This window comes from Pseudomonas morbosilactucae, assembly GCF_023241715.1.
Lineage (GTDB): Bacteria > Pseudomonadota > Gammaproteobacteria > Pseudomonadales > Pseudomonadaceae > Aquipseudomonas > Aquipseudomonas morbosilactucae.
In genome coordinates this window covers 194,097-218,510 of sequence record NZ_JALQCW010000065.1, presented here as the reverse complement: position 1 = coordinate 218,510, position 24,414 = coordinate 194,097, and the positions used below count along the sequence as shown (strand labels likewise).

Here is a 24,414-nt window from a genome sequence, read left to right as displayed (position 1 = left end):
AGTCTTCTTCTGGGCACCAATTCAAACTTCAAGATCATTCTTGAAGCTTCACAAAAACCCGCGAAAGCGGGTTTTTGCGTTTCTGGGCCCCTCTCTTTCTCCCGCTGCAGCCAAACGCCTCTACCAAGCCTGTCTTCGACCTCAAGCCGCACATGAGAAATAATATCGTTTATCATTGTTACAAGTTTTTGCGGCACAACAGTGAGGAAACCTGCGAATGATGTTCAGAAACACCCCCCTTCCAACATCCCTTCTGCGTGGCTTGACCATCACTTTGCTGGGACTGACCCTGGCATCTCCACTCACCCAAGCGGCCGATCCGGTTTCCCTGACCCTTTATAACGGCCAACACAAAGAAGTCGGCGACGCCATCGCCAAGGCCTTCGAGGCCAAGACCGGCATCCACGTCAATGTGCGCAAGGGCAGCAGCAACCAGCTGGCCAGCCAGATCGTCGAAGAAGGCGACCGCTCGCCCGCCGACGTGATCTACACCGAAGAATCTCCGCCGCTGAACAAGCTCGGCGAACAAGGCCTGCTGGCCAAAGCCGACGCGGCGACACTCGACGTCCTGCCCAAGGATTACGTCGCCACTAACGGCACTTGGATTGGCGTGACCGCACGAGTCCGCGTCGTCGCCTTCAACCCGAAACTGATCGACGAAAAAGACCTGCCCAAGTCGGTCATGGAGTTCTCCGAGCCGCAGTGGCAAGGCAAGGTCGGCTTCGTGCCCACCAGCGGCGCCTTCCAGGAGCAAGCGGTTGCGATCATCAAGCTGCATGGCAGAGACGCCGCTGAAGAATGGCTGACCGGCCTGCGCGCCTTCGGCAAAACCTACAGCAACAACATGGTGGCGTTGAAAGCCGTGGAGAACGGCGAGGTCGCCACCGTGCTGGTGAACAACTACTACTGGTTCGCCCTGCAACGGGAAAAAGGCCAACTCGACTCCAAACTGCACTACTTCACCGATGGCGATGTCGGCGGCCTGATCACCGTCTCCAGCGCAGCAGTCTTGAAGTCCAGCAAGCACCCGAAAGAAGCCCAGCAATTCCTTGCCTACATGGCCAGCGAAGAGGGCCAGCGTGTCATCACCCAGACCACCGCCGAATACCCGCTGCACAAAGGCATGGAGTCTGACCGGGGCCTCAAGCCCTTCAGCGAGCTGCAAGCCCCTAAAGTCACACCCGCCGACCTGGGCAATGCCGAAGAAGCCCTGGAACTGGAACGTGAGGTTGGCCTGAACTGATGAGCACTTCGTTGCCCGCCTCCGCCTCGCGCGCCGGCTACGTGCCGAGGCGCAAGCGGCCTTCGATCTGGTTGCTGCTGCCGGTCCTGCTCCTGGTCGGCCTGAGCTTGCTGCCATTGCTGTATGTCGGGCTCAAAGCCTGGCAAGCCGGCTGGGCGGAGGCGCTGCACTTGCTGTGGCGCCCCTATGTCTTTCGCCTGCTCAGCAACACATTGCTGCTGATGGTCGGGGTCACCCTGTCCTGCGTAGTGGTTGGTCTGTCCCTGGCCTGGTTGCTGGAACGCAGCGACCTGCCGGGCCGGCGTATCTGGGGGGTCGTCCTGTGCCTGCCCTTTGCCGTGCCGGCCTTTGTCAGCAGCTTCACCTGGGTCTCCCTCAGCGCCAGCTTCGAAGGCCTGGGCGGCGCGATCCTGGTGATGAGCCTGTCCAAATACCCCTTGGTGTTCCTGCCCGTGGCAGCCACCCTGCGCAATCTCGACCCCTCCCTCGAGGAGTCAGCCCGCACCCTGGGAGAGAACCGCTGGGGCGTGTTCTTCAAGATCACCCTGCCCCTGCTCTGGCCCTCGGTCCTGGCCGGCGCATTGCTGATCGCCCTGCATATGCTGGTGGAGTTCGGCGCCCTGTCGATCATCGGTCTGCAAACCTTTACCACGGCGATTTATCAGCAGTTCGAACTGGAATTCAGCAACGCGAACGCTGCCATGCTCTCAGCCGTATTGCTGGCTCTGTGCCTGATCCTCCTGTGGCTGGAACTGCGGGTGCGCGGCAAAGGCCGCCATGTCCGCACCGGTCAAGGCGCGGCGCGGCATGCGGAACAGGTGCGCCTGGGCAAATGGGCCCTTGGCGGCCAGCTCTACTGCCTGCTGCTGACCCTGATCGGCAGCGGCATTCCCCTGGGGATGCTGGGTTACTGGCTGGCCGTGGGCTCATCGGCGGCGTTCCCGGTGGCCGCCATCAGCGAAGCCCTGCTGTCATCCCTGGCACTGTCTCTGGGAGGGGCCGCGCTGTGCCTGGTCCTGGCAGTTCCCGTGGGCTTGCTGGTGGTACGCCACAAAGGCCGCCTGGCACTCTGGGCCGAACGCCTGCCGTACCTGCTGCATGCCCTGCCAGGCCTGGTGATTGCCCTGACGCTGGTGTACTTCGCCCTGCACTACGTGCCGGCGCTGTACCAAACCTCGGCCTTGCTGCTGATTGCCTATGCGCTGCTGTTTTTGCCACTGGCCCAGGCGCCGATCCGCACCGCCCTGAACAAGGCCGCACCACAGCTGGAAGAGGCCGCCAGAACCCTGGGCGCGTCATCGTTCAGCGCTTTTTGCCGCGTGACCCTGCCGATTATCTTTCCGGCCCTGGGCGCCGCGTTTGCCCTGGTGTTCCTGGATGCGATGAAGGAACTGACCGCGACCCTGCTGCTCAGCCCAACAGGACTGAACACCCTGGCGACTGAAGTCTGGGCGCACACGGCGAATGTGGAGTTTGCGGCCGCAGCACCCTATGCGGCACTGCTGATCCTGGTATCGGGGTTACCGGTTTATCTGCTGACGACCAAGATGTACCTGAGTCGTTGAGCAGTGCTTCGCCGGCAAGCTAGCTTCTACAGCAGATCGTAGGAGCCGGCTGGCCAGCGAAGTGTCAGGCGCGGAACTGCCCCAGGCTGGCTTTCAATTGGGCCGCCAGATTATCCAGCACCTTGCCGCTGGCCGTGGTTTCCACCACCGCCTGGGCCGCACGCTCAGCCTGGGCGTGAATGGTTTCCACCCGCCCCCTGACGGCCTGCGCGCCCTGAGCCTGATGAGCCGCTGCCTGGGTAGCCAGGCCAATCGCAGCATGCACCTGCTCCACGGAAGACTGCACGGACTGCTGCCGGCGCGCACTGTCACGCAGCACCAACAAGCCTTCGCTGGCTTGGCGCCCGGCCTGGCCAATGGCGGTCACGGCCTCCCGCGCGCCCTGCTGCAGGGCAACGATATGGGACTGGATATCGCCCGTGGAACTCTGGGTCTTGCTGGCCAGGGCCCGCACCTCATCGGCCACCACAGCAAAACCACGCCCCGTCTCACCCGCACGAGCCGCCTCGATTGCCGCGTTCAAGGCCAGCAGGTTGGTTTGCTCGGCAATCCCATGAATCACCGTGAGCACCACCTCGATCTGTTCACTCTGCTGGGCCAGGCGCTCGATCACTTTGGCACCGGTATCCACCTGCCCGGCCAGCGCCTCGATCAAACCACCGACCTGAGCCGAAGTCCGCGTGTTCTCATCCGTGGCCTGGCGAATTTCCACCACTTGCTGCAACGCCGCCTGCATGGCCTGGCTCTCGGCCTGGGCCTCATCGGCCATTTGCGAAAGCGCCCGCAAGCTTTCAGCCACTTCGTCGCGCTGTGCCTCGGCAGCGGCATCCGCCCCGGCGTTGCGCAAGCTCATGGCGCCGATCTCGACACCGGTACGCTGGGCCACATCACCGGCCTCGCGGACGATTGGCTGCAGCTTGTCCACAAAGCGATTAACCGCCGAGGCCATGTCGCCGATCTCGTCATTACTGTTGAGCTGGACACGCTTGGTGAGGTCACCCTCGCCCGCCGCCAGGTCGTTCAGCGCCGCGATCAACAGGTGCAGCTTGTTCACCACACGCCGCCCCAGCACCACCGCCAACAGCAGCAAAACCCCGCAACCCACCAGCGCCAGGCCCATGCCGATCCGCCAGCGCAGCGTTCCTGCCGCGTCCTGCACGGTGCTGGCGGTATTGGCCTGCATCGCCGCAGCCGTGCCCTGGGCGGACTGCAAGCGCGCACGCATGGCCGCCGAGCTGTCCGCAGAAGCACCCTTGAGGCTGTCGCCCACCAACTGGTCACCGCTGGCAATCAACGCCGTGAAGCGCTTATCCAGCGCCGCCACATCCGCCTCGACCGAGGCCGTGGAAACCCCCATCAGCACCTTGCCGATTTCCACACCATTGGGATTGATCGGTGCCTCGAGGTAATAGACCGATGGATCATTCTTCGCCGCGTTCAGCACCTTATCCAGTGCCCGATCACCCTGGCCCTTTTCCAGCAGCGCCTTGTTGATCGGATTCTCCCGGTTCAAGTAGCGCGTCAGGTGCTCACCCGCAGCGTCGTCGTAGACCACAAACAACACATTAGGGTTGCGCTGCGCGCGCCGGGCGAACTCGGAGAGGGTCGGGACATCGTTATCCCACATGGCACGCGGCGCGACCGAGGCGAGTAACTGGGCCATGTCGTTGGCCGAATCCTTGAGATCCTTCTCCAGGGTGGCTCGCAACTGCGCCTGCTCTTCCTTGAGGCGGGAAGACAAACCCGCCGTAAGACGCTGACGCGTATTGCTGGACAAGCTTTCCAGGCTGGAGGTGACCTCTTGGGCCGCTTGCTCCAACTCACTGGAGAGCTTTTGACTATCAACGCCCAGGCCCGCAGCCAGATCAGCCTCAAGGGCCGTCACCGTGCTCCGGGTCAGCGCAACCGCCACCAGTACCTGCACCAAAAGGGCGATACCGAGCGTAACGAACACAGGCCGCAACAAACGGCTTTGTAACAGTGAGAGAACGGCCGACACAGGAAATCCCTCTACTTTGACGCCATTAAATTGATGGCACTCTAGAAGTGGAAATTACAGCAAGGGTCGTGCCGTCCAACCCACAGAAACGACAAAGGGCCCTCGAAGGGGCCCTTTGTGTTTTACATCAACAACTTATCAAGCGAACGGATGACGCAGAACGATGGTTTCGTTGCGGTCCGGGCCCGTCGAAATAATGTCGATCGCGCGCCGACCAACTCTTCGATGCGTTTGATGTAAGCACGTGCAGCGGCAGGCAGCTCTTCCAGGGTCTTGGCACCCAGGGTCGAATCGCTCCAGCCTGGCATCTGCTCGTACACCGGCTCCAGGCCGATGTAGCTGTCAGCGTCGGTCGGTGCATCGATGACGGCGCCGTGCTCGTTCTTGTAGCCCACACAGATGTTGATGGTTTCCAGGCCGTCCAGAACGTCCAGCTTGGTCAGGCACAGGCCCGAGATGCTGTTGACGTCGATGGCCCGACGCAGGATCACAGCGTCGAACCAACCGCAGCGACGAGCACGGCCAGTGGTCGCACCGAACTCGTGGCCACGCTTGGCCAGGAAGGCACCGACGTCGTCGAACAGCTCAGTCGGGAACGGACCCGAACCCACACGGGTGGTGTAAGCCTTGGTAATGCCCAGGATGTAGTCCAGGTACATCGGGCCCACGCCCGAACCGGTAGCGATGCCGCCGGCGGTGGTGTTGGAGCTGGTGACGTACGGGTAGGTACCGTGGTCGATGTCCAGCAGCGAACCCTGGGCGCCTTCGAACATGATGTCCTTGCCGGCACGACGCAGGTTATGCAGCTCGGCAGTGACGTCGAGCATCATCGGCTTGAGCAGCTCGGCGTATTCCATGCACTCGTCCAGAGTCTTCTGGAAGTCGATGGCCGGCTCTTTGTAGTAATTGACCAGTACAAAGTTGTGGTAGTCCAGCAACTCGCCCAGCTTGGCGGCGAAACGCTCGCGGTGGAACAAGTCACCGATACGCAGGCCACGACGGGCCACCTTGTCTTCGTACGCTGGGCCGATGCCGCGACCGGTAGTGCCGATCTTCTGCTCGCCGCGGGCTTTCTCGCGGGCCTGGTCCAGGGCTACGTGGTAGGACAGGATCAGCGGGCAGGATGGGCTGATGCGCAGGCGCTCGCGCACCGGCACGCCTTTCTCTTCCAGCTTGATGATTTCACGCAGCAGGGCATCCGGCGCAACCACCACGCCGTTGCCGATCAGGCACTGCACGCCTTCGCGCAGCACGCCCGAAGGGATCAGGTGCAGGACGGTTTTCTCGCCGTCGATCACCAGGGTGTGGCCAGCGTTGTGGCCACCTTGGTAGCGCACTACGGCAGCGGCATGTTCGGTCAGCAGATCAACGATCTTGCCTTTGCCCTCATCACCCCATTGGGTGCCCAGGACTACGACATTCTTACCCATAACACTTGTCCTCATTCGCGCAAACTTGGTGCCGGCAGCCGCCGGCAGGAAAACTCAAGAAGCCAGCGGCAATACTTGCCAAAGCCCATTCTGCTGAATCAATTGCCGGTCGCAGTCCGCTTCACGGGCGGCGGCCAAAGGCTGCCCAGGCAACGCCTGGACAACACGCTGACCCTCACTGCGCAACTGGCAAACCTGCTGCCAGAGTGCCGCATCAGTGCTGTCAGGCATCCAGATACCGCCGGACGGTAACTCGACCTCAGCACGCCCCAGGGTCACCAGGGTTTTCAAGTCGGTGGAAAAACCGGTCGCCGGCCGGGCACGCCCGAAGTCCGCGCCGATGTCGTCGTAGCGACCGCCCTGGGCGATGGACTGACCTTCACCCGGCACGAACACCGCGAACACCACGCCTGTGTGGTAGTGATAGCCACGCAGCTCACCCAGGTCGAAGTACAGCGGCAACTCAGGGAAACGTGCGGACAAACGATCGGCGATGGTCAGCAACTCGTCGAGCGCCGACAACACCGGAGCCGGCGCAGCAGCCAGACGGCTGCGGGCCGCGCTCAACACTTCACGACCGCCGCACAGATCAACCAGCGAGCGCAGCATGTCCGCCAGATCGGCAGGCAAACCTTCGGTCAGGCTAATGACCTCGTCGATCGCCTTGCGTTGCAGGGCATCGAACAATTGTTGCTCCACGGCACCCGACAAACCGGCCGCACGAGCCAGGCCGCGGTAAATACCGACGTGGCCCAAGTCCATGTGCACATCCGGCACATCGGCCAGTTGCAACATGGCCAGCATCAAGCTGATGACTTCAACGTCGCTGCTCGGGCTGGCATCGCCATACAACTCGGCACCCAGTTGAATCGGACTGCGCGAGGACGACAAGGCACGCGGCTGGGCATGCAAGACGCTGCCCGCGTAGCACAGGCGGCTCGGACCTTCACGACGCAGGGTGTGGGCGTCGATGCGCGCCACTTGTGGCGTGATGTCGGCACGGAAACCCATCTGCCGACCCGACTGCGGGTCGATGACCTTGAAGGTACGCAGATCCAGGTCCTGGCCAGCACCTGTAAGCAGGGATTCCAGGTATTCGATATGGGGAGTAACGACGAACTCGTAACCCCAACTCTGGAACAAATCCAACACCTGACGACGCGCCACTTCGATGCGCGCCGCTTCCGGCGGCAGTACTTCTTCGATGCCATCTGGCAGCAGCCAGCGGTCTACCGTTGCCATTACGCCATTCCCCTATGGTCCGGGCGGCAAGCCTGGGGCCAGCCTTGAGTGAAGCAGAAAAGGGCCGCATCCGACGCGAACTCAGCCGGACAGGCAGCTGGAAACCAGCTGTACAGACCCTTTTCCTCGAAAAATCTTGCCGGGCTCTTGAACGAACTTCGGCCAATCAAACATGCAGACGCAAAAAAGCCGGGAATTTCCCGGCTGCCGCATCATACACACGTTTTCCCAAAGGATCACCCCGCGAGGCGTTTTAGCCGCCCGGCGGGGTGCTGCTCAGGTCAGTGCAAGATCAAGGCTTGGCTTTTTCCAGGTAACGGAAAAAGTCGCTGCCCGGATCCAGGACCATGACGTCGGTTTTGTTCGCGAAGCTTTCACGGTAAGCACGCAGGCTACGGTAGAACGCGTAGAACTCCTGGTCCTGGCCATAGGCTTTGGCGTAGATCGCTGCGGCTTGAGCATCACCATCACCACGCGCCTCTTCAGACTCGCGATAGGCTTCGGCCAGCAGCACGCGACGCTGACGATCGGCGTCGGCACGGATGCCTTCAGCCAGCTCGTTACCTTTGGCGCGATGCTCACGAGCCTCACGCTCACGCTCGGTGCTCATACGCTCGAACACGCTGCGGTTCACTTCCTTGGGCAGGTCGATGGCCTTGACGCGAACATCGACCACTTCGATACCCAACTCTTTGTTGGCCATCTTGTTCAAGGACGCAGTGATATCGGCCATCAGCGCATCGCGCTCACCGGAAACCACTTCGTGCAGCGTACGTTTACCGAACTGGTCACGCAGGCCCGACTCAAGACGACGGGACAGACGCTCGTCGGCAATCTGCTTCAGACCGGAAGTTGCGGTGTAGAAGCGCTCGGCATCCTGCACTCGCCACTTGGCAAAGGCATCGACCATCACGGCTTTCTTTTCCAGAGTCAGGAAGCGCTGTGTCGGTGCATCCAGGGTCATCAGGCGGGCGTCAAACTTACGCACCTGGTTCACGTAGGGCACTTTCACATGCAGGCCAGGCTGGACATCGGCCTGGACCACACGACCGAACTGCAGCAACACCGCACGCTCGGTCTGAGCGACGATGTAGAAGCTGTTCCAGGCAACCACCGCCACGACAACACCCACAATCAGGGCGATCAGCGATTTATTGCTCATCAGCGACTCTCCCTAGAACGTGTCTGCTGTTGCTGCAAATCAGCCGCCGCACGTGCATTCACTTCATTGCTAGCCGCAGACGCCGCACCCGTTACCGGAGCATTGCCGCCGCGACCGCTGTCGATCATTTTGTCCAGCGGCAGGTAAAGCAGGTTGTTCTGCCCGCCCTTGTTGCCGGTCACCAGCACTTTGCTGGTGTTGCTGAAGACTTCCTGCATGGTGTCCAGGTACAGACGCTCACGGGTCACTTCAGGTGCCTTGCGGTATTCGGCTACCAACTTGGTAAAGCGATCCGCTTCACCCTTGGCCCGAGAAACCACTTCGTCGCGATAACCGTTGGCATCCTCAAGGATGCGCTGGGCCTGGCCACGCGCTTCCGGCACGACGCCGTTGGCGTAGGTTTCAGCCTGGTTGCGCGAACGCTGCTCATCTTCACGAGCACGGATCACATCGTCGAAGGCCTCCTGCACTTCACGCGGGGCTGCCGCGCTCTGTACGTTGACCTGGGTCACGGTGATACCGGTGCGATAGGTATCGAGGAAGCGTTGCAGACGCTCCTTGATTTCGCTGGCCATCAACTCACGACCTTCGGTCAGCACCTGGTCCATCGCCGTGGAGCCCACGACGTGGCGCAAGGCGCTGTCGGTCGCATGTTGCAGGCTGATTTCTGGCTGATCGACGTTCAACACGAAGTCTTGCAGGTTGCTGATCTTGTACTGCACGGTCAGCGGCACTTCGACGATGTTCTCGTCTTCGGTCAGCATCTGGCCCTGCTTGGTGTAGGCACGCTCACGCGTGACGTTCTCCATGTACTTCTTGTCGATCGGCGGGAAGTAGATGTTCAGGCCCGGGCCGACGGTTTCATAGTACTTGCCGAAGCGCAGCACCACGGCCTGCTCCTGCTCGTCGACGACGTAAACCGCGCTGTACAGCCACACGGCCGCCAGCACGACAAGACCGATGCCCAGCAAGCCGAAACCACCGCCCTTGCCGGAGCTACCGCCGTCATCACCACGTTTTTTACCACCACCGAACAACCCATTCAGGCCTTCCTGCAGCTTACGGAAGGCCTCGTCGAGATCTGGCGGCCCCTTGCGGTCGCCGTTATTACGGCGCTTACCACCCCAAGGATCCTGATTATTCGAGTTGCCACCCGGCTCATTCCAAGCCATAGCGCTCTCCATCTGATAAAGCAAAGACGCACCCACGCGCGCCGACCAATGCTACAGAATGCCTGCTACAGCGGCACAACCGCTTGCCCAGGCTTTTATTGCAAAGTGTGTTGCTCGATGAACTCCAGCGGCTGCATGCCTTCGCGACTTACCAGTCGATTCAACTCGACTCGCGGCAAACGAACAGCAAGCAGGCTGACGCCTTCTTCATCGTGGTCTTCCTTTTGCACCGCGCCCAACTCGAAGAACTGTGCACGCAGTCGAGCAAAACGCTGAGGCAAGCGCAAGGTGCCTACGAACAAATCATCGCCCAGCAACTCGGCGATGGCTTGCTTGAGTAAATCCAGACCCCGACCGTCTTGAGCCGATAGCCAGACGCGCTGCGGATTGCCATCGGCATCACGCTGAATCTGCGGCTCCACGCCCTCGAGCAAATCGAGTTTGTTATAGACCTCCAGGATCGGCAAGTCTTGGGCCCCGATCTCTCCGAGCACCACCATGACCTGTTCGATCTGGGCCATGCGCTCAGACTCATGGGCATCGATCACATGCAGCAACAGGTCGGAATTGCTCGACTCTTCGAGCGTAGCCCGAAACGCCTCGACCAGTTTGTGCGGCAAATGACGGATAAAGCCCACGGTATCGGCCAGCACGATCGGCCCCAGGTCATCCAGTTCCAGACGACGCAGAGTGGGGTCGAGGGTGGCGAACAATTGGTCGGCGGCATATACGTCGGACTCGGTCACCGCATTGAACAGCGTGGACTTGCCGGCGTTGGTGTAACCCACCAGGGACACAGAAGGAATATCAGCCCGCTTGCGGCCGCGACGAGCCTGCTCGCGCTGACTGCGGACCTTCTCCAAGCGCCCCTTGATCTGCCGCAGGCGAACCCGCAGAAGGCGTCGGTCGGTTTCCAGCTGGGTTTCACCCGGGCCACGCAGACCGATACCGCCTTTCTGCCGCTCAAGGTGAGTCCAGCCGCGAACCAGTCGGGTACTCATATGCTCAAGCTGAGCCAGTTCGACCTGGAGCTTGCCTTCATGGGTACGGGCGCGTTGGGCGAAAATATCGAGAATCAGACCCGTGCGGTCAATCACGCGGCACTCGAAAGCACGTTCGAGGTTACGTTCCTGACTGGGCGTGAGGATGTGATTGAAAATCACCAGGTCTACCTGTTCGGCTTTGACCAGGTCGCGTAATTCTTCGACCTTGCCGCTGCCAACCAGGTATTTGGCGGTTGGCCGATGACGCGGCACGTTTACAAACGCGACGGTCTCGGCGCCGGCCGATTTTGCCAGCTCCTGAAACTCCTGCGGATCTTCGCGCGCCTCAGGGTCCTGACCATCCAAGTGAACGAGAATGGCCCGTTCACCACCACCGTGGCGCTCAAAGAACAAAGGAGACTCCTATCAGGCGTTACCTGGCTCAGCGTCACCCTGTTCGGATTCGGATGCGCTAGGCAGACGAATTGGACGAACTGGAACTACTGTCGAGATAGCGTGCTTGTAAACCATCTGGCTGACGGTGTTTTTCAACAGGATAACGAACTGGTCGAAGGACTCGATCGTACCCTGCAGCTTGATCCCGTTGACCAGATAGATGGAAACCCCAACTTTCTCTTTACGCAAAGTATTCAAGTAAGGGTCTTGTAGCGAATGCCCTTTTGACATGTGCCGCACTCCTTTAAGGATCAATAATAAAAAATTAGAAAAACAGATGGCTTAAGCCGTCACACCCCCAAGGATAGACGGCAATTGCAGGGACTCAGCTCAATATGGAGACCGATCCCAAGTATTTCAAGGCGCGTGGCAGATTGTCGCAATCCAGGCTGTCCAGCCAATGCAGATCAGCCCAACTGCGCAACCAGGTGAACTGGCGTTTCGCCAATTGGCGCGTGGCAATGATCCCCCGCTCCTGCATCTCGGCTGACGTCAGCTTGCCATCCAGATGATCCCAGACCTGCCTGTAACCTACTGCTCGTATAGACGGCAACCCGGCATGCAGGTCACTTCTCGAACGCAGAGCTACGACCTCGTCGATGAACCCCTGTTCCAACATTTGCGTGAATCTTTGTGCAATGCGCTCATGCAGTACCTGCCGATTCGCCGGAGCGATGGCCAAGTTCGCGACAGTATAGGGCAATTGACCCTGTCCCGATGCGCCTGCTTCAGTACTTTGCGCAGATTGTCGCTGGCGGTGAGCCGTCATTGTCTGACCGCTGACCCGGTAAACTTCCAGGGCCCTGCTCAGACGTTGCGGATCATTGGGATGGATCCTGGCCGCCGACTCTGGGTCGATTGCCGCCAATTGATCGTGCAACGCCTGCCAACCCAGTCGCGCGGCCTCGTCCTCCAGCTCGGCGCGCACCTGAGGATCGGCTGGCGGCATATCGGCCAGCCCCTCGAGCAGCGCCTTGTAATAGAGCATGGTGCCGCCCACCAGTAGCGGGATCTTGCCCCGCGCCGTGATATCGGCCATGGCCGCCAAAGCATCAGTGCGAAAGTCTGCGGCGGAGTAACTCTGGGCCGGGTCGAGAATATCGATCAGCCGATGGGGAAACTCCGCCAGCAGCGCCTTGGAGGGCTTGGCGGTACCAATGTCCATGCCGCGATACACCAGCGCCGAGTCGACACTGATCAACTCGCAGGGCAGGACCTTGGTCAGCTCAATGGCCAGATCGGTTTTGCCCGCAGCGGTCGGGCCCATCAGAAAAATCGCTGGAGGAAGCTGGCTCATCAACGACCGCGCAAAAAGAGTTTGTCCAGATCGTCCAGGCCCAGTTGGGTCCAGGTCGGCCGGCCATGGTTGCATTGGCCGCTGCGCTCGGTGTTTTCCATATCCCGCAGCAGCCCGTTCATTTCCGGCAACGCCAGGCGCCGGTTGGCGCGAATGGCGCCGTGGCAGGCCATGGTGCCCAGCAACTCGTTGAGGTGGGCCTGAATGCGGTCACTGGTGCCGTATTCCATGAGGTCCGCCAACACGTCGTGCACCAAGCGATTGGCCTCAGCCTGCTTGAGCAAGGCCGGGATCTGTCGGATGGCCAGGGTCTCCGGGCCCAAACGCTGCAGCTCGAAGCCCAGGCGCTGGAACCAACTGACGTGCTCTTCTGCACAATCCGCCTCGCGCTGGCTGACCGCGATCGACTCCGGTACCAGCAGCGGCTGGCCGCTCAGACCTTCGCTGGCCATGGCCACCTTGAGCCGTTCGTACATGATCCGCTCGTGGGCCGCATGCATGTCCACTAGCACCAGGCCCTGGGCATTCTCCGAGAGAATGTAGATCCCCTTGAGCTGGGCCAGGGCGTAACCCAACGGCGGGATATCCCCCTGGCCGTCCGGCAACGACACCGACGGCGCACCCGGCAGCGGCGCGAAAAACTCGCGATAGGCGCTTTGGGCTTCCGCCGCCGGTAAGGTCGGCTGCGGCCGCGGCGTATATTGGTATTGATACCCCGCCCCGGCACCCGAACCCGGCGTAGTCATGGACGGCTGGGCCTGTGGCTGCTCCAACGCCAAATTGGCCGCCAGGCGCATTTCACCCTGCGGGCCGAACTCGCCGGCTTCAATCCCCGTTGGCCGTACCATGCCAGCGACAGCCGCCGGCGCCGCCAGATGATCCTCCGGACGCACGTCGCCCAGGGCTCGGTGCAGGGTGCCGTAAAGAAAGTCGTGCACCATGCGCCCATCACGGAAGCGCACTTCGTGCTTGGTCGGGTGCACGTTGACGTCGACCACCGCCGGGTCCACTTCGAAAAACAGCACGAACGTCGGGTGCCGGCCGTTGAACAGTACGTCGCGATAAGCCTGGCGCACCGCGTGGGCGACCAGTTTGTCGCGCACGGCGCGGCCGTTGACGAAGAAGTACTGCAGGTCTGCCTGGCTGCGGGAAAAGGTCGGCAGGCCCACCCAGCCCCACAGGTGCAACCCGTTGCGCTCGACCTCGATGGGTAGCGCCTGCTCCAGGAAACCCGCGCCGCATATTGCCGCCACGCGCCGGGCGCGGGCTGCATCGTCGTTGGCTTCGTGCAGGCTGAGCACACTTTTGCCGTTGTGCCGCAGATGGAACGCCACATCGAAACGGGCCAGGGCCAGGCGCTTGATGACTTCTTGCAGGTGATCGAATTCGGTTTTCTCGGCCTTGAGAAACTTGCGCCGGGCCGGGGTATTGAAGAACAGATCGCGCACTTCCACCGAGGTGCCGACCGGGTGGGCCGCCGGCTGGACCCGCGGCGCCATGTCACGGCCTTCGGTTTCCACCTGCCAGGCCTGGTCGGCGTCACGGGTGCGCGAGGTCAGGGTCAAGCGTGCTACGGAACTGATGGACGCCAGGGCCTCACCACGAAAGCCCAGGCTCATCACCCGCTCCAGGTCTTCCAGATCACGGATCTTGCTGGTGGCATGGCGCGCCAGGGCCAGGGGCAGGTCGTCGGAGGAAATCCCGCTGCCGTCATCGCGAACCCGCAGCAGTTTGACCCCTGCCTGCTCCACATCCACATCGATCCGCCTAGCGCCCGAGTCGAGGCTGTTCTCCAGAAGCTCCTTGATCACCGACGCCGGGCGCTCAACCACCTCGCCTGCGGCGATCTGGTTGGCCAGGCGCGGGCTGAGCAATTCGATGCGCGCACTGCTGTTCAGCGGCTCACTCATTCCTTGGCCGCCAATTCAGTGCCTGGAATGGTCAGGGTCTGGCCCACTTTCAGCTCATCGGTCTTCAGGTTGTTGGCACTGCGCAAGGTCGCGGCCGACACTTGGTAGCGCACAGCCAGCATGGCCAGGGTTTCCCCCGGGCTGACCCGGTGATCACGCGGCCCTTGGGCAATCTTCCCGGAGTCGCGCAGCCAGGCAATGTAAGTTCCCGGCGGCGGGTTCTGCTGGAAGAACTGACGCACGCCGCTGCTGATGGAGCGCGCCAACGCCTGCTGGTGACTGGCGGTGGCCAGCTTGTTGGCCTCGTTGGCGTTGGAGATAAACCCGGTTTCCACCAGGATCGACGGAATATCCGGCGACTTCAGCACCATGAACCCGGCCTGCTCCACACGCTGCTTATGCAGCGGCGTGACCCGACCGATGTTGCTCAGGACCTTCTGGCCCACATTCAGGCTGGAGGTCAGGGACGCGGTCATCGACAGGTCCAGCAGAACCCCGGCCAGCATGCGGTCTTTGTCATCGAGGCTGACGTTACCAGCACCGCCGATCAAGTCAGAACGGTTTTCACTGTCCGCCAGCCAACGGGCGGTTTCAGACGTAGCCCCACGCTCGGACAAGGCAAATACGGACGCCCCAAAGGCGGCTTTCGAAGGCGCTGCGTCAGCATGGATCGAGACGAACAGGTCAGCGCCCTTCTTGCGGGCGATTTCGGTACGACCGCGCAACGGAATGAAATAGTCGCCGGTGCGGGTCAATTCGGCGCGGAAGCCCTTGAGGCCATTGATCTGGCGCTGCAGTTCACGGGCGATGGCCAGCACCACGTCTTTCTCATGCTGACCGCGGGAACCGGAAGCACCCGGGTCTTCGCCACCGTGCCCGGCGTCGATTACCACGATAATGTCGCGTTTGCCCGCCGGTGCCGGCGGCAGCTTGATCGCCGGTTCGACCGGTGTCACCGGAACGGCCGGAACCGTCGCGACATTGGTCGGCGGCGGTGTCGGCGCGGCATCGGCCGGGTTATCGAACAGATCGACCACCAGACGGTTACCGTACTGGGCATTGGGTGCCAGGGTGAAGCTCTTCGGGGTGACGGCCTTTTTCAGGTCGATGACCACCCGCAGGTCGGTCGGCGTACGCTGCGCTGAACGCATGGCAGAGATCGGCGTATTGGCCGTGGCGATGTTCAATGGGCCGCCCAAGGTTGCGCCATTGATATCGATCACCAGGCGATCGGGGGCCGAGAGGGTGAAGACACTGTGTTGCACCGGGCCGGTCAGGTCGAACACCAGTCGCGTGTTATCCGGTGCCCGCCACAGCCGAACGCTGCGAACCTGTGTTGCGGCCACAGCCTCGACGGCCAATGCCGTAAGCAAGAGTCCTACGACAGCGACCATCGCGCGAATGCGCATACCTAACCCCATAATTTATTTGAATTCCAACGCCAAAGCGGCACACCAGGACTCGCCACGCGAGCCTTGTGATAACAGATGCACAGAGCGCCCGTTGTTATGCGGGCTAATGGTAATGGTCAGGTCCGGCTTTGGCAAAAAGCCTGCACCACGTTGAGGCCACTCCAGCAGGCACAAAGCATCGCCCTCGAAGTAGTCACGGATGCCCAGGAACTCCAGCTCCTCCGGGTCGACCAAGCGGTACAGGTCGAAGTGAAAAGCCCGCACCTCACCGATCTCATAAGGCTCCACCAGGGTGAAGGTCGGGCTCTTCACCGCCCCCACATGCCCCAGCCCGCGGATGATGCCGCGCGACAAGGTGGTTTTACCCGCGCCCAGGTCACCTTCAAGAAAGATCACCCCAACGCCTTGGGTCGCCCGCGCAATCTGTGCACCAAACGCGACCATGGCCTCTTCATCGGCCAGATACAGGGTTACTTCAGACACGGTGACTGCTCCTCCAACAACTGACGAATGGCCGGGATCAGATCACTGGCCGCCAACCCGCGCCCTTGGGCGCCTTGACGCTCGCCGGCCGTGGCATGCAGCCACACCGCCAGGCAAGCGGCTTCGAACGCCGGCAAGCCCTGGGCCAGCAACGCCCCCAGCAGACCGGCCAGCACATCCCCCAACCCCGCGGTGGCCATTGCCGGATGCCCCTGATCGCAACGGACCAGGTTCCCCTCCGGGCTAGCAATCAGGCTACCAGCGCCCTTGAGCACCACCACCGCTGTATATTTTTTGCTCAAAGCCCGGGCTGCGGCAGGACGATCCGCCTGCACCTGGGCCGCGCTCACCCCCAACAGCCGCGCCGCTTCCCCGGGATGAGGCGTGATCACGCTGTCGGCCGGCAACAGCAAGCCGCCGTTGGACAACAGATTCAACGCATCGGCATCCCAGACCTGCGGCAGGTGGGCACTGGCCGCGGCGGACAATAAGCTGCGCCCCCAGGCGCCCTGCCCCAGGCCGGGGCCCACCACCAGGACCGAAGCCTGCACCAGCAGCCCCATCAACTGGTTGGCTGAGTGCGTGCCCAGGGTCATGACTTCCGGCAAGCGCGCCAGGGCCGCCGGTACGTGCTCGCTGCGAGTGGCCAGCGACACCAGGCCGGCGCCACTGCGCAGGGCGCTTTGCGCGCTCAACAACGCGGCACCGCCGAAACCATGGTCGCCACCGATCACCAGCACATGGCCGAACTGACCTTTATGGGCGTCCAGGGAACGGGCGTTCAATCGCGGCAACTGCTCAGCCAACAGTGACTGAACGTCGGGTAATGGGTGATTTGTCTGCGGCATGCGTCTTCGGGCTCCGATGTCTGGCAGAATTATACGCACCTCAGCCCCGGTTTCTCTCGCCTCATGCCCGCTATTACCACCGATCTCCCTGCCCTCGCCCAATCGATCAAGGACTGGGGCCGCGAGCTGGGCTTTCAGCAAGTCGGCATCAGCGGCCTGGACCTGGCCGAGCATGAGCAGCACCTGGAGCGCTGGCTGGCTGCCGGCTACCACGGCGAGATGGAGTACATGGGCGCCCACGGCAGCAAACGCTCCCACCCGGACCAACTGGTGCCTGGCACCTTGCGCGTGGTGTCGCTGCGCATGGACTACCTGCCCGGCGACACCCAGATGGCGCAACGCCTGGCCCAACCCGAGAAAGCCTATGTCTCGCGCTATGCCCTGGGGCGCGACTACCACAAGCTGATCCGCAAACGCGTGCAGCAACTGGCCGAACGCATTCAGCAGGCCATCGGGCCGTTCGGCTACCGCGCCTTTGTCGACAGTGCCCCGGTCCTGGAAAAAGCCATCGCCGAACAGGCCGGGCTGGGCTGGATCGGCAAGAACACCCTGGTGCTCAACCGCAAGGCCGGCAGTTACTTCTTTCTGAGCGAACTGTTCGTCGACCTGCCGCTGCCGGTGGATGCGCCCCACGCCACGGAGCACTGCGGGCGCTGCACCGCCTGCCTCGACATCTGCCCCACCAACGCGTTTGTCGGCCCCTATGTGCTGGATGCCCGACGCTGCATTTCCTACCTGACCATCGAACTGAAAAGCGCGATTCCCGAGGACTTGCGCCCGCTGATCGGCAACCGCGTGTTCGGCTGCGATGACTGCCAGATCGTCTGCCCCTGGAACCGTTTCGCCCGGCCGTCCGGCGAAAGCGACTTCAAGCCCCGGCACAACCTGGACAATGCCGAATTGGCCGAGCTGTTCCTGTGGGATGAAGACACCTTCCTCAGCAGCACCGAAGGCTCGCCCCTGCGCCGCGCCGGCTACGAGCGCTGGCTGCGCAACCTGGCGGTGGGCCTGGGCAATGCGCCCTCGAGCATCCCCGTGCTCGAAGCCCTCAAGGCCCGCCAGGACCACCCGTCAGAACTGGTGCGCGAGCACGTGCAGTGGGCCTTGGGGCAGCACGCCAGCCGTCAATGTTCGTCGTTGTAGACGAATTTGGGCATTTCCCAGTGAAAACGGATCGCCAGCAGCCGTAATAGAAAGCCGCCAAACAAGGTGATCAGGATCGACTGCTCGCCGGGCAATTGCAGGTAGATGCACAGCATGTAGCACCAGGCAGCGGCGAAGGAGACGCTGGCATAGAGCTCGCGGCGGAAAATCAGCGGAATGTCGTTACAGAAAATATCCCGCAGGATGCCGCCGAAGACCCCGGTGATCACCCCACTGACCGAGGCCACCAGCATGCCGTGGCCCATTTCCAGGGCAGTCATGCAGCCAATCAAGGTAAAGGCCACCAGGCCCACAGCGTCGAGCACCAGGAACAGCGAGCGCAGATGGCGCATCAGGGGCGCAATAAAGATCGTCACCAGCGCCGCCACTGAGGTCAGCACCAGGTATTCGGGGTGCTTGACCCAGGTCAGCGGGTAGTGCCCCAGCAGCACATCACGCACCGAACCGCCGCCCAGGGCCGTGATGCAGGCGATCAGCACCACGCCAAACCAATCCATGCCACGGCGACCGGCCGACAAGGCGCCCGTCATGGCTTCAGCGGTAATGGCAATCAGGTAGAGCATCAGCAGCATGATGGCGGTCCTTGCAGGAAGGCGCGCAGTCTACTCAGTTGGCGCAGGCACCAAAAGAGGGCAGCAGAGGGAAATAGGCTGGCGGCAAGGCCCTGTCGCCGGGCGGCCGGCGACAGACGTTGCGCTTTAGAACTTGATGAAGTGCTTGCGGTAGTGCTGCAACTCGGCGATGGACTCGCGAATGTCATCCAGTGCCAGGTGGGTGCTGCCCTTCTTGAAGCTGTCACGCACATCCGGGGCCCAGCGTGCGGCCAACTCTTTCAGGGTCGAAACGTCCAGGTTGCGGTAGTGGAAATAGCTTTCCAGGGCCTTCATGTGGCGAAACAGGAAGCGCCGGTCCTGGCAGATGCTGTTGCCACAGATCGGCGACTTGCCCTTGGGCACCCACTGCTCGAGGAACGCAATGGTCTGCGCTTCGGCTTCGGCCATGCTGATACGGCTGTCGCGCACACGCTGGGTCAAGCCGGAACCACCGTGCTGGCGGGTGTTCCACTCATCCATGCCAGCGAGGATTTCATCGCTCTGGTGAATCGCGATGACCGGGCCTTCAGCCAAGGTATTGAGGTTGCTGTCGGTGACGATGGTCGCCATCTCGATAATGACGTCGGTGTCAGGGTTCAGACCGGTCATTTCCAGATCGATCCAAATCAGATTCTGCGGGTTTTGCATGGGAGGGCTCCTCGGCGTAGTTGCGCAGTTTAGCCTAGAGCACCTGCCCGGCGTGCTAAACTCGCGGCCGTTTTACCTAACCGCTGCATTATCGACACGGAACACCAATGGCCAAACGCCAGCTCAATCGTCGCCAAAACTGGCGCATCGAAAAGATTCAAGGCGAGCGCGCCGCCCGCGCCGCCAAACGCGAATCCTCCGCGGTGGAAGCCCTGGAGGGAGGCGATCTCGGCCCGGAACAGACCGGGTTGGTGATTGCCCACTTCGGCGTACAGGTCGAGGTCGAAGCCCGCGAAGGCGAATTGGCCGGCCAGGTATTCCGCTGCCATTTGCGCGCCAACCTGCCCGCACTGGTCACCGGCGACCAAGTGGTCTGGCGCGCCGGCAACCAAGGCATCGGGGTGATCGTCGCCCAACTGCCGCGCAACACAGAACTGTGCCGCCCGGACAGCCGCGGCCAACTCAAGCCGGTGGCAGCCAACGTCGACATGATTGTGATTGTCTTCGCGCCCATGCCCGAGCCCCACGCCAACCTGATCGATCGTTACCTGGTAGCCGCCGAGCACGCCGGCATCCGCCCGTTGCTGCTGCTGAACAAAGCCGACCTGATCGACGAACAGAACGCCCCGGCGCTCAATGCCTTGCTCGCGGTCTATCGCCAGTTGGGCTATCCGCTGCTGGAAGTTTCGGCGCACCACGGCGACGGCATGGATCAACTGCAAACCCAACTGGACGGGCGCATCAGCGTATTCGTCGGCCAGTCCGGCGTGGGCAAGTCCTCCCTGGTCAACAGCCTGCTGCCGGAAGTCGAAGCCCGTGTCGGCCCGCTGTCGGAGTACTCCGGCCAAGGTACCCACACCACCACCACCGCCCGCCTGTTCCACTTCCCCGGTGGCGGCGAACTGATCGACTCCCCAGGGATTCGTGAGTTCGGCCTTGGGCATGTCAGTCGCGCCGATGTCGAGGCCGGCTTTATCGAGTTCAACGACTTGCTCGGCACTTGCCGTTTCCGCGACTGCAAGCACGATCGCGAACCGGGCTGCGCCCTGCTCATGGCCCTGGAAGACGGCCGCGTGCAACAGCAACGGATGAACAGCTACCGCTCGATCATCGCCAGCCTGCCGGACAGCAGCTACTAAGCCTCACACGCCAGAAACGACAAGGCCGCGATGATCGCGGCCTTGTCGTTTCTGGGCTGGAGCCTAGGGCTGTTTCGGCGCAGTAGGCGCCTGGCCCGGCTCGTCCATCTTCAATACACCGTCTTCGAAGATGTTCATGCGCTGGCGAACCTCATGGGCTGGCAGCGGGTCGGTACCCGGTGGCAGAGCATGAGGATCAACCGCCGCACCTGGCGCTGCGGGCTCAGGGCTCGCTGGAGCATCAGGCGCCTGCTCACCCTCGATCGCCCGCTGGGCTTTCTTGGTCAGCACGACGATGTCGATCCGCCGGTTCACCGGGTTGAAGGGGTCCTTGCGGTCAAACAGCGACGACGAGGCATAACCCACCACCCGCGCCACTTGCGAGTCCGGATAGCTGCCGGCAACCAACGCCCGTCGTGCCGCGTTGGCACGGTTGGCTGAAAGCTCCCAGTTACCGAATTCACCTGCGCCCGAGTAAGGCTTAGCGTCGGTATGACCGCTGATGCTGATCTTGTTCGGCACCGCCTTGATGGTGTCGGCCATGGCCAGCAGGATGTCCTCGAAGTACGGCTTGAGGCGTGCACTGCCGGAGTCGAACATCGGCCGGTTCTCGGCGTCCATGATCTGGATCCGCAAGCCGTCCTGGGTGATTTCGAAGAGGATCTGATCCTTGAACTTCTGCAGCTGCGGGTTTTCCTCGACCTTGTTCTGCAACTCTTGCAGCAACAGTTCGAGACGCTCACGCTCCACCTGCTCGGCCATGCCTTCGACTTGCTCGGCGTCGACCGTGACCTTGTCCGGTTGCGGCTGGGACTTGACCTCAGGGTTGAGGGTGGTCTCAGGAGCCAACTCCGGCGTACCGCCCAAATCGATGATGTAGGGCGTGCCGCTTTCGGAGAAGCCGATCGGGTCCTTGAAGTAACCGGCGATGGCGATCTTCTGCTCCGGGGTTGCGGTGGACAGCAGCCACAACACCAGGAAGAACGCCATCATCGCCGTGGCAAAGTCAGCGAAGGCGATTTTCCAGGCGCCCCCGTGATGCCCGCCCGCGAAGCGCTTGACGCGCTTGATGATAATCGGCTGGTTATTTTCCATGACTTAGCGTCCGCGAACCGCTTGTTCCAGCTCGGCGAAGCTAGGACGGTGCCCTGGGTACAGCACTTTGCGCCCGAACTCCACAGCCAGCGATGGCGGCATGCCGGAAGCCGAGGCCACCAGGGACGCCTTGATGGATTCGTAGACGTTGAGTTCTTCCTTGGCATCGTGGGCCAGGGACGTAGCCAACGGACCGAAGAAACCGTAGGCCGCGAGAATACCGAAGAAGGTACCCACCAGTGCCGCACCTACGTGCAGGCCGATGGACGCCTGGTCGCCTTCACCCAGGGAGGCCATGGTCACCACGATCCCCAGTACCGCCGCAACGATACCGAAGCCGGGCATGCCGTCGGCGATACCGGTCACCGCGTGGGAAGGATGCTCGAGGTCTTCCTTCATGCTGAACAATTCCATGTCGAACAGGCCTTCCAGCTCATGAGGAGCCATGTTGCCGGAGGACATGATGCGCAGGTAATCGCAGATATAAGCGGTCATGCGCTCGTCTTTGAGCACCGCCGGGTACTTGGCGAAGATCGGGCTGGCCGCGGCATCTTCGATGTCCCCTTCAATGGCCATCATGCCTTCGCGACGGCTCTTGTTGAGGATCTCGTAAACCAGGCCCAGGACTTCCAGGTAGAAGGTGTGGGTGAAACGCGAGCTGAACATCCCCAGGGATTTCTTGATGACGTGCATCGTCATGTGCCCGGGGTTGGCCTGCAAGAATGCGCCGAACGCCGCACCGCCAATGATCAACACCTCGAAAGGCTGGATCAGGGCTGCGATTTTACCGTGGGAGAGCACGTATCCGCCGAGCACGCTCGCGAATACGACGATGATGCCGATAATTTTAGCCATAGGTAGGAGAGTACTTATTGAGTCGGGTTCAAGGTCATATTCGGAAGTTCGTAAAACTCTTCTTCTACTTATCGGCAAAACTGCGCCAGACTATAGCTCGTTAAGGCGAAAAGCCAGTTTGGCCCGCTCTGGGCGTGTTTGCAGCAGACGATGATTGTGTCCAACCATGTCTAATGAAACGACAGTCCCACATCCAACGCCCCGCACACTTGATGCCTGGGTCAAGCGCCTGAATGCCGTGCGCTTGCCCGTGCCGCAAGCCAGCCATGATCGAGTATGCAAAGCCATTGCCAACAACCGCAGCTCCTTGCGGGAAATTGCCGACCTGATGCAGAACAGTCCGGCATTGGCCTTGAGCGTGATTCGTGAAGCCAACGCCCACACCCACGGCAGCATGAGTGAACCGGCGGAAAACCTGGAAATTGCCGTCAACCGCCTGGGCCTCAAGCGCACCGAAGAGCTGCTGGCGCAACTGCCGACCCTGCCCGAAGCCCAGATCCCTCAACCCCTGCGTCAACTGCAGTTGATCAGCCAACATGCCACCCAACAAGCCAATGGTTTCTTCGCCGCGCGCCTGGCCCGACTCTGGCAGGACATCCACTGGGGCAGCCTGCTGTTTCTCTCGCCGCTGTGGCCCCTGGCCCTGAGCGCCCCCAAGCTTCTGGAGGAATGGGAGCAGCGGGTGATCTACAAGGGTGAGTCGGCACACAAGGTTGAACTGGAACTGTTCGGCGTGCCGCTGCTGGACATCTGCCAGGCGCTGGTACACGTGTGGCACCTGCCGATCTGGGTACAACAGGGTTATCGCCTGCTGACCAGCGAACAAAAGCTGCTGGTCAAAGTCCTGCACATCGCCCGCGACAGCGATAACCCGCTGCGTCAGCAACAACGCCTGGACGCCGATCCGAACCTGCGCCGCTGGCTGAATCAGCCGGCCAACAGCGTGCTCCTGGCCAACGGCATGGCACTCTCCGCGCAACAAGCCTGGAACACCCCGCACAACCAGCGCTGGCAGTCCCTGACCGCACTGTATCTACAGATGCCGATCGACCAACTGCAACAGCAGTTGCACCAGCAGGCCGTGCAAAGCGCGCGTAACGACACGATGCCCGACCTCTGGCACCCGGCCCAGGCGCTGCTCTGGCCCTGGGACAGCCGCCGGCTGCCGGACAATATGCTGCCCGCGCATGCGCCAACCGCCGAAGACCTGGCCAAGTGGCGTCGCCACTGTGCGCAATTGCTGCTCGAGCCCAGCCGCTTCACCAACGCCATTCACCTCACCACCGCCGCCCGCGACGCCCTGTTGGCCAGTGGCATGCGGCGGGTGATGTTGCTGATGGCGGATCGCGAACACAGTGCCCTGAGGGTCCAGCAGATTGCCGGTTTGCCGGCAGAGTCAGCCAACCTGACCCTCCAAGCCAGCCAAAGCAGCGTGCTGCAGCGCCTGCTGGAGAAATCCGCCCAAGTGCGCATCACCCCCGAAAACGACGCACAGTTCTCCGCCCTGCTGCCGGGCCAGTTGCGCCGGCTGTTCCGTGGCGATCACCTGTTGCTGCGTTCATTGAGCAACAACGGCCGAGTGATCATGCTGGTGGTGGCTGACCAGGGTGGCGGCCCGTTCTCGGAAATCACCGTCCAGGCCTTCGGCAAAACGGCGCAATGCATCGAAAAAGCCCTGCACAGCTTTACCAACCGCAGCTCGTGACGCTTGCGCTACA

20 protein-coding genes and 1 pseudogene are annotated in these 24,414 nt (G+C 61.8%); 5 read left to right on the top strand and 16 right to left on the bottom strand.

Annotated features, from left to right (window positions below):
- The first annotated feature begins 217 nt into the window (after nucleotides 1–217).
- Together M1B34_RS23470 and M1B34_RS23465 are read left to right on the top strand one after the other, a co-directional pair.
- Nucleotides 218–1,243, top strand: coding sequence for an extracellular solute-binding protein (locus M1B34_RS23470; RefSeq protein ID WP_268262803.1), 1,026 nt, complete (start codon nucleotides 218–220; stop codon nucleotides 1,241–1,243).
- Entirely contained in the window at nucleotides 1,243–2,808 is a 1,566-nt protein-coding gene (locus M1B34_RS23465) for an ABC transporter permease (protein WP_268266340.1), read from the top strand. Before M1B34_RS23470 ends, M1B34_RS23465 begins: the two co-directional genes overlap by 1 nt.
- A 64-nt stretch (nucleotides 2,809–2,872) precedes the next feature.
- Here the strand turns inward: M1B34_RS23465 and M1B34_RS23460 are convergent, their stop codons facing one another.
- The 12 genes and pseudogenes from M1B34_RS23460 to M1B34_RS23405 form a co-directional block, all read right to left on the bottom strand.
- Entirely contained in the window at nucleotides 2,873–4,807 is a 1,935-nt protein-coding gene (locus M1B34_RS23460) for a methyl-accepting chemotaxis protein (protein ID WP_268262805.1), read from the bottom strand.
- A gap of 138 nt (nucleotides 4,808–4,945) precedes the next feature.
- Nucleotides 4,946–6,237 (bottom strand): annotated as a pseudogene (locus M1B34_RS23455) (adenylosuccinate synthase).
- A 54-nt stretch (nucleotides 6,238–6,291) separates the two neighbouring features.
- Nucleotides 6,292–7,479, bottom strand: coding sequence for an ATP phosphoribosyltransferase regulatory subunit (locus tag M1B34_RS23450; RefSeq protein ID WP_268262806.1), 1,188 nt, complete (start codon nucleotides 7,477–7,479; stop codon nucleotides 6,292–6,294).
- Nucleotides 7,480–7,771: 292 nt separating this feature from the next.
- On the bottom strand, nucleotides 7,772–8,641 hold the full coding sequence (hflC, locus tag M1B34_RS23445) for a protease modulator HflC (protein ID WP_123329567.1): 870 nt from the start codon (nucleotides 8,639–8,641) through the stop codon (nucleotides 7,772–7,774).
- Nucleotides 8,641–9,813 carry an FtsH protease activity modulator HflK gene (hflK, locus tag M1B34_RS23440; RefSeq protein WP_123329564.1) on the bottom strand — a complete coding sequence of 391 codons (1,173 nt, stop codon included), beginning with the start codon at nucleotides 9,811–9,813 and terminating at the stop codon, nucleotides 8,641–8,643. The genes hflC and hflK overlap by 1 nt, the downstream gene beginning before the upstream one ends.
- Before the next feature lie 95 nt (nucleotides 9,814–9,908).
- Nucleotides 9,909–11,210, bottom strand: a complete 1,302-nt coding sequence (gene hflX, locus M1B34_RS23435) for a ribosome rescue GTPase HflX (protein WP_268266339.1) — start codon at nucleotides 11,208–11,210, stop codon at nucleotides 9,909–9,911.
- Between the two features lie 12 nt (nucleotides 11,211–11,222).
- Entirely contained in the window at nucleotides 11,223–11,483 is a 261-nt protein-coding gene (gene hfq, locus M1B34_RS23430; RefSeq protein WP_007921378.1) for an RNA chaperone Hfq, read from the bottom strand.
- Nucleotides 11,484–11,577: 94 nt separating this feature from the next.
- The gene (miaA, locus tag M1B34_RS23425; protein WP_123329560.1) at nucleotides 11,578–12,549 is read right to left on the bottom strand and encodes a tRNA (adenosine(37)-N6)-dimethylallyltransferase MiaA; all 972 of its coding nucleotides are present in this window, start codon (nucleotides 12,547–12,549) and stop codon (nucleotides 11,578–11,580) included.
- Nucleotides 12,549–14,459: a DNA mismatch repair endonuclease MutL gene (gene mutL / locus M1B34_RS23420; protein WP_425273534.1), complete on the bottom strand. Its 1,911-nt coding sequence runs from the start codon at nucleotides 14,457–14,459 to the stop codon at nucleotides 12,549–12,551. The genes miaA and mutL overlap by 1 nt, the downstream gene beginning before the upstream one ends.
- Complete coding sequence (locus tag M1B34_RS23415) at nucleotides 14,456–15,868, bottom strand: N-acetylmuramoyl-L-alanine amidase (protein ID WP_123329556.1); 1,413 nt, start codon at nucleotides 15,866–15,868, stop codon at nucleotides 14,456–14,458. The genes mutL and M1B34_RS23415 overlap by 4 nt, the downstream gene beginning before the upstream one ends.
- A gap of 15 nt (nucleotides 15,869–15,883) precedes the next feature.
- Complete coding sequence (tsaE, locus tag M1B34_RS23410) at nucleotides 15,884–16,354, bottom strand: tRNA (adenosine(37)-N6)-threonylcarbamoyltransferase complex ATPase subunit type 1 TsaE (protein ID WP_123329554.1); 471 nt, start codon at nucleotides 16,352–16,354, stop codon at nucleotides 15,884–15,886.
- A complete protein-coding gene (locus M1B34_RS23405) occupies nucleotides 16,342–17,202 on the bottom strand; it encodes an NAD(P)H-hydrate dehydratase (RefSeq protein WP_268266338.1) in 861 nt (286 codons plus the stop codon). The genes tsaE and M1B34_RS23405 overlap by 13 nt, the downstream gene beginning before the upstream one ends.
- 63 nt (nucleotides 17,203–17,265) lie before the next feature.
- Between M1B34_RS23405 and queG the strand changes: the two genes are divergently transcribed.
- Complete coding sequence (gene queG / locus M1B34_RS23400; protein WP_268266337.1) at nucleotides 17,266–18,345, top strand: tRNA epoxyqueuosine(34) reductase QueG; 1,080 nt, start codon at nucleotides 17,266–17,268, stop codon at nucleotides 18,343–18,345.
- Here the strand turns inward: queG and M1B34_RS23395 are convergent.
- Entirely contained in the window at nucleotides 18,327–18,941 is a 615-nt protein-coding gene (locus tag M1B34_RS23395; RefSeq protein WP_185039142.1) for a trimeric intracellular cation channel family protein, read from the bottom strand. The two genes, queG and M1B34_RS23395, sit on opposite strands and share 19 nt — an antisense overlap.
- Before the next feature lie 123 nt (nucleotides 18,942–19,064).
- A complete protein-coding gene (gene orn / locus M1B34_RS23390) occupies nucleotides 19,065–19,607 on the bottom strand; it encodes an oligoribonuclease (RefSeq protein ID WP_123329547.1) in 543 nt (180 codons plus the stop codon).
- A gap of 107 nt (nucleotides 19,608–19,714) precedes the next feature.
- Here orn and rsgA point away from each other — a divergent pair, with 107 nt between their 5' ends.
- Nucleotides 19,715–20,746 (top strand): small ribosomal subunit biogenesis GTPase RsgA, encoded by a 1,032-nt coding sequence (gene rsgA, locus M1B34_RS23385; RefSeq protein WP_268262810.1) that lies wholly within the window; start codon nucleotides 19,715–19,717, stop codon nucleotides 20,744–20,746.
- 63 nt (nucleotides 20,747–20,809) lie between these two features.
- Here rsgA and motB read toward each other — a convergent pair whose 3' ends face one another.
- A complete protein-coding gene (gene motB, locus M1B34_RS23380) occupies nucleotides 20,810–21,841 on the bottom strand; it encodes a flagellar motor protein MotB (protein WP_268262811.1) in 1,032 nt (343 codons plus the stop codon).
- Between the two features lie 3 nt (nucleotides 21,842–21,844).
- A complete protein-coding gene (motA, locus tag M1B34_RS23375) occupies nucleotides 21,845–22,696 on the bottom strand; it encodes a flagellar motor stator protein MotA (protein WP_123329540.1) in 852 nt (283 codons plus the stop codon).
- Between the two features lie 166 nt (nucleotides 22,697–22,862).
- On the opposite strand from motA, the gene M1B34_RS23370 reads away from it, so the two are divergent.
- A complete protein-coding gene (locus tag M1B34_RS23370) occupies nucleotides 22,863–24,401 on the top strand; it encodes an HDOD domain-containing protein (protein ID WP_268266336.1) in 1,539 nt (512 codons plus the stop codon).
- Nucleotides 24,402–24,414 lie beyond the last annotated feature (13 nt).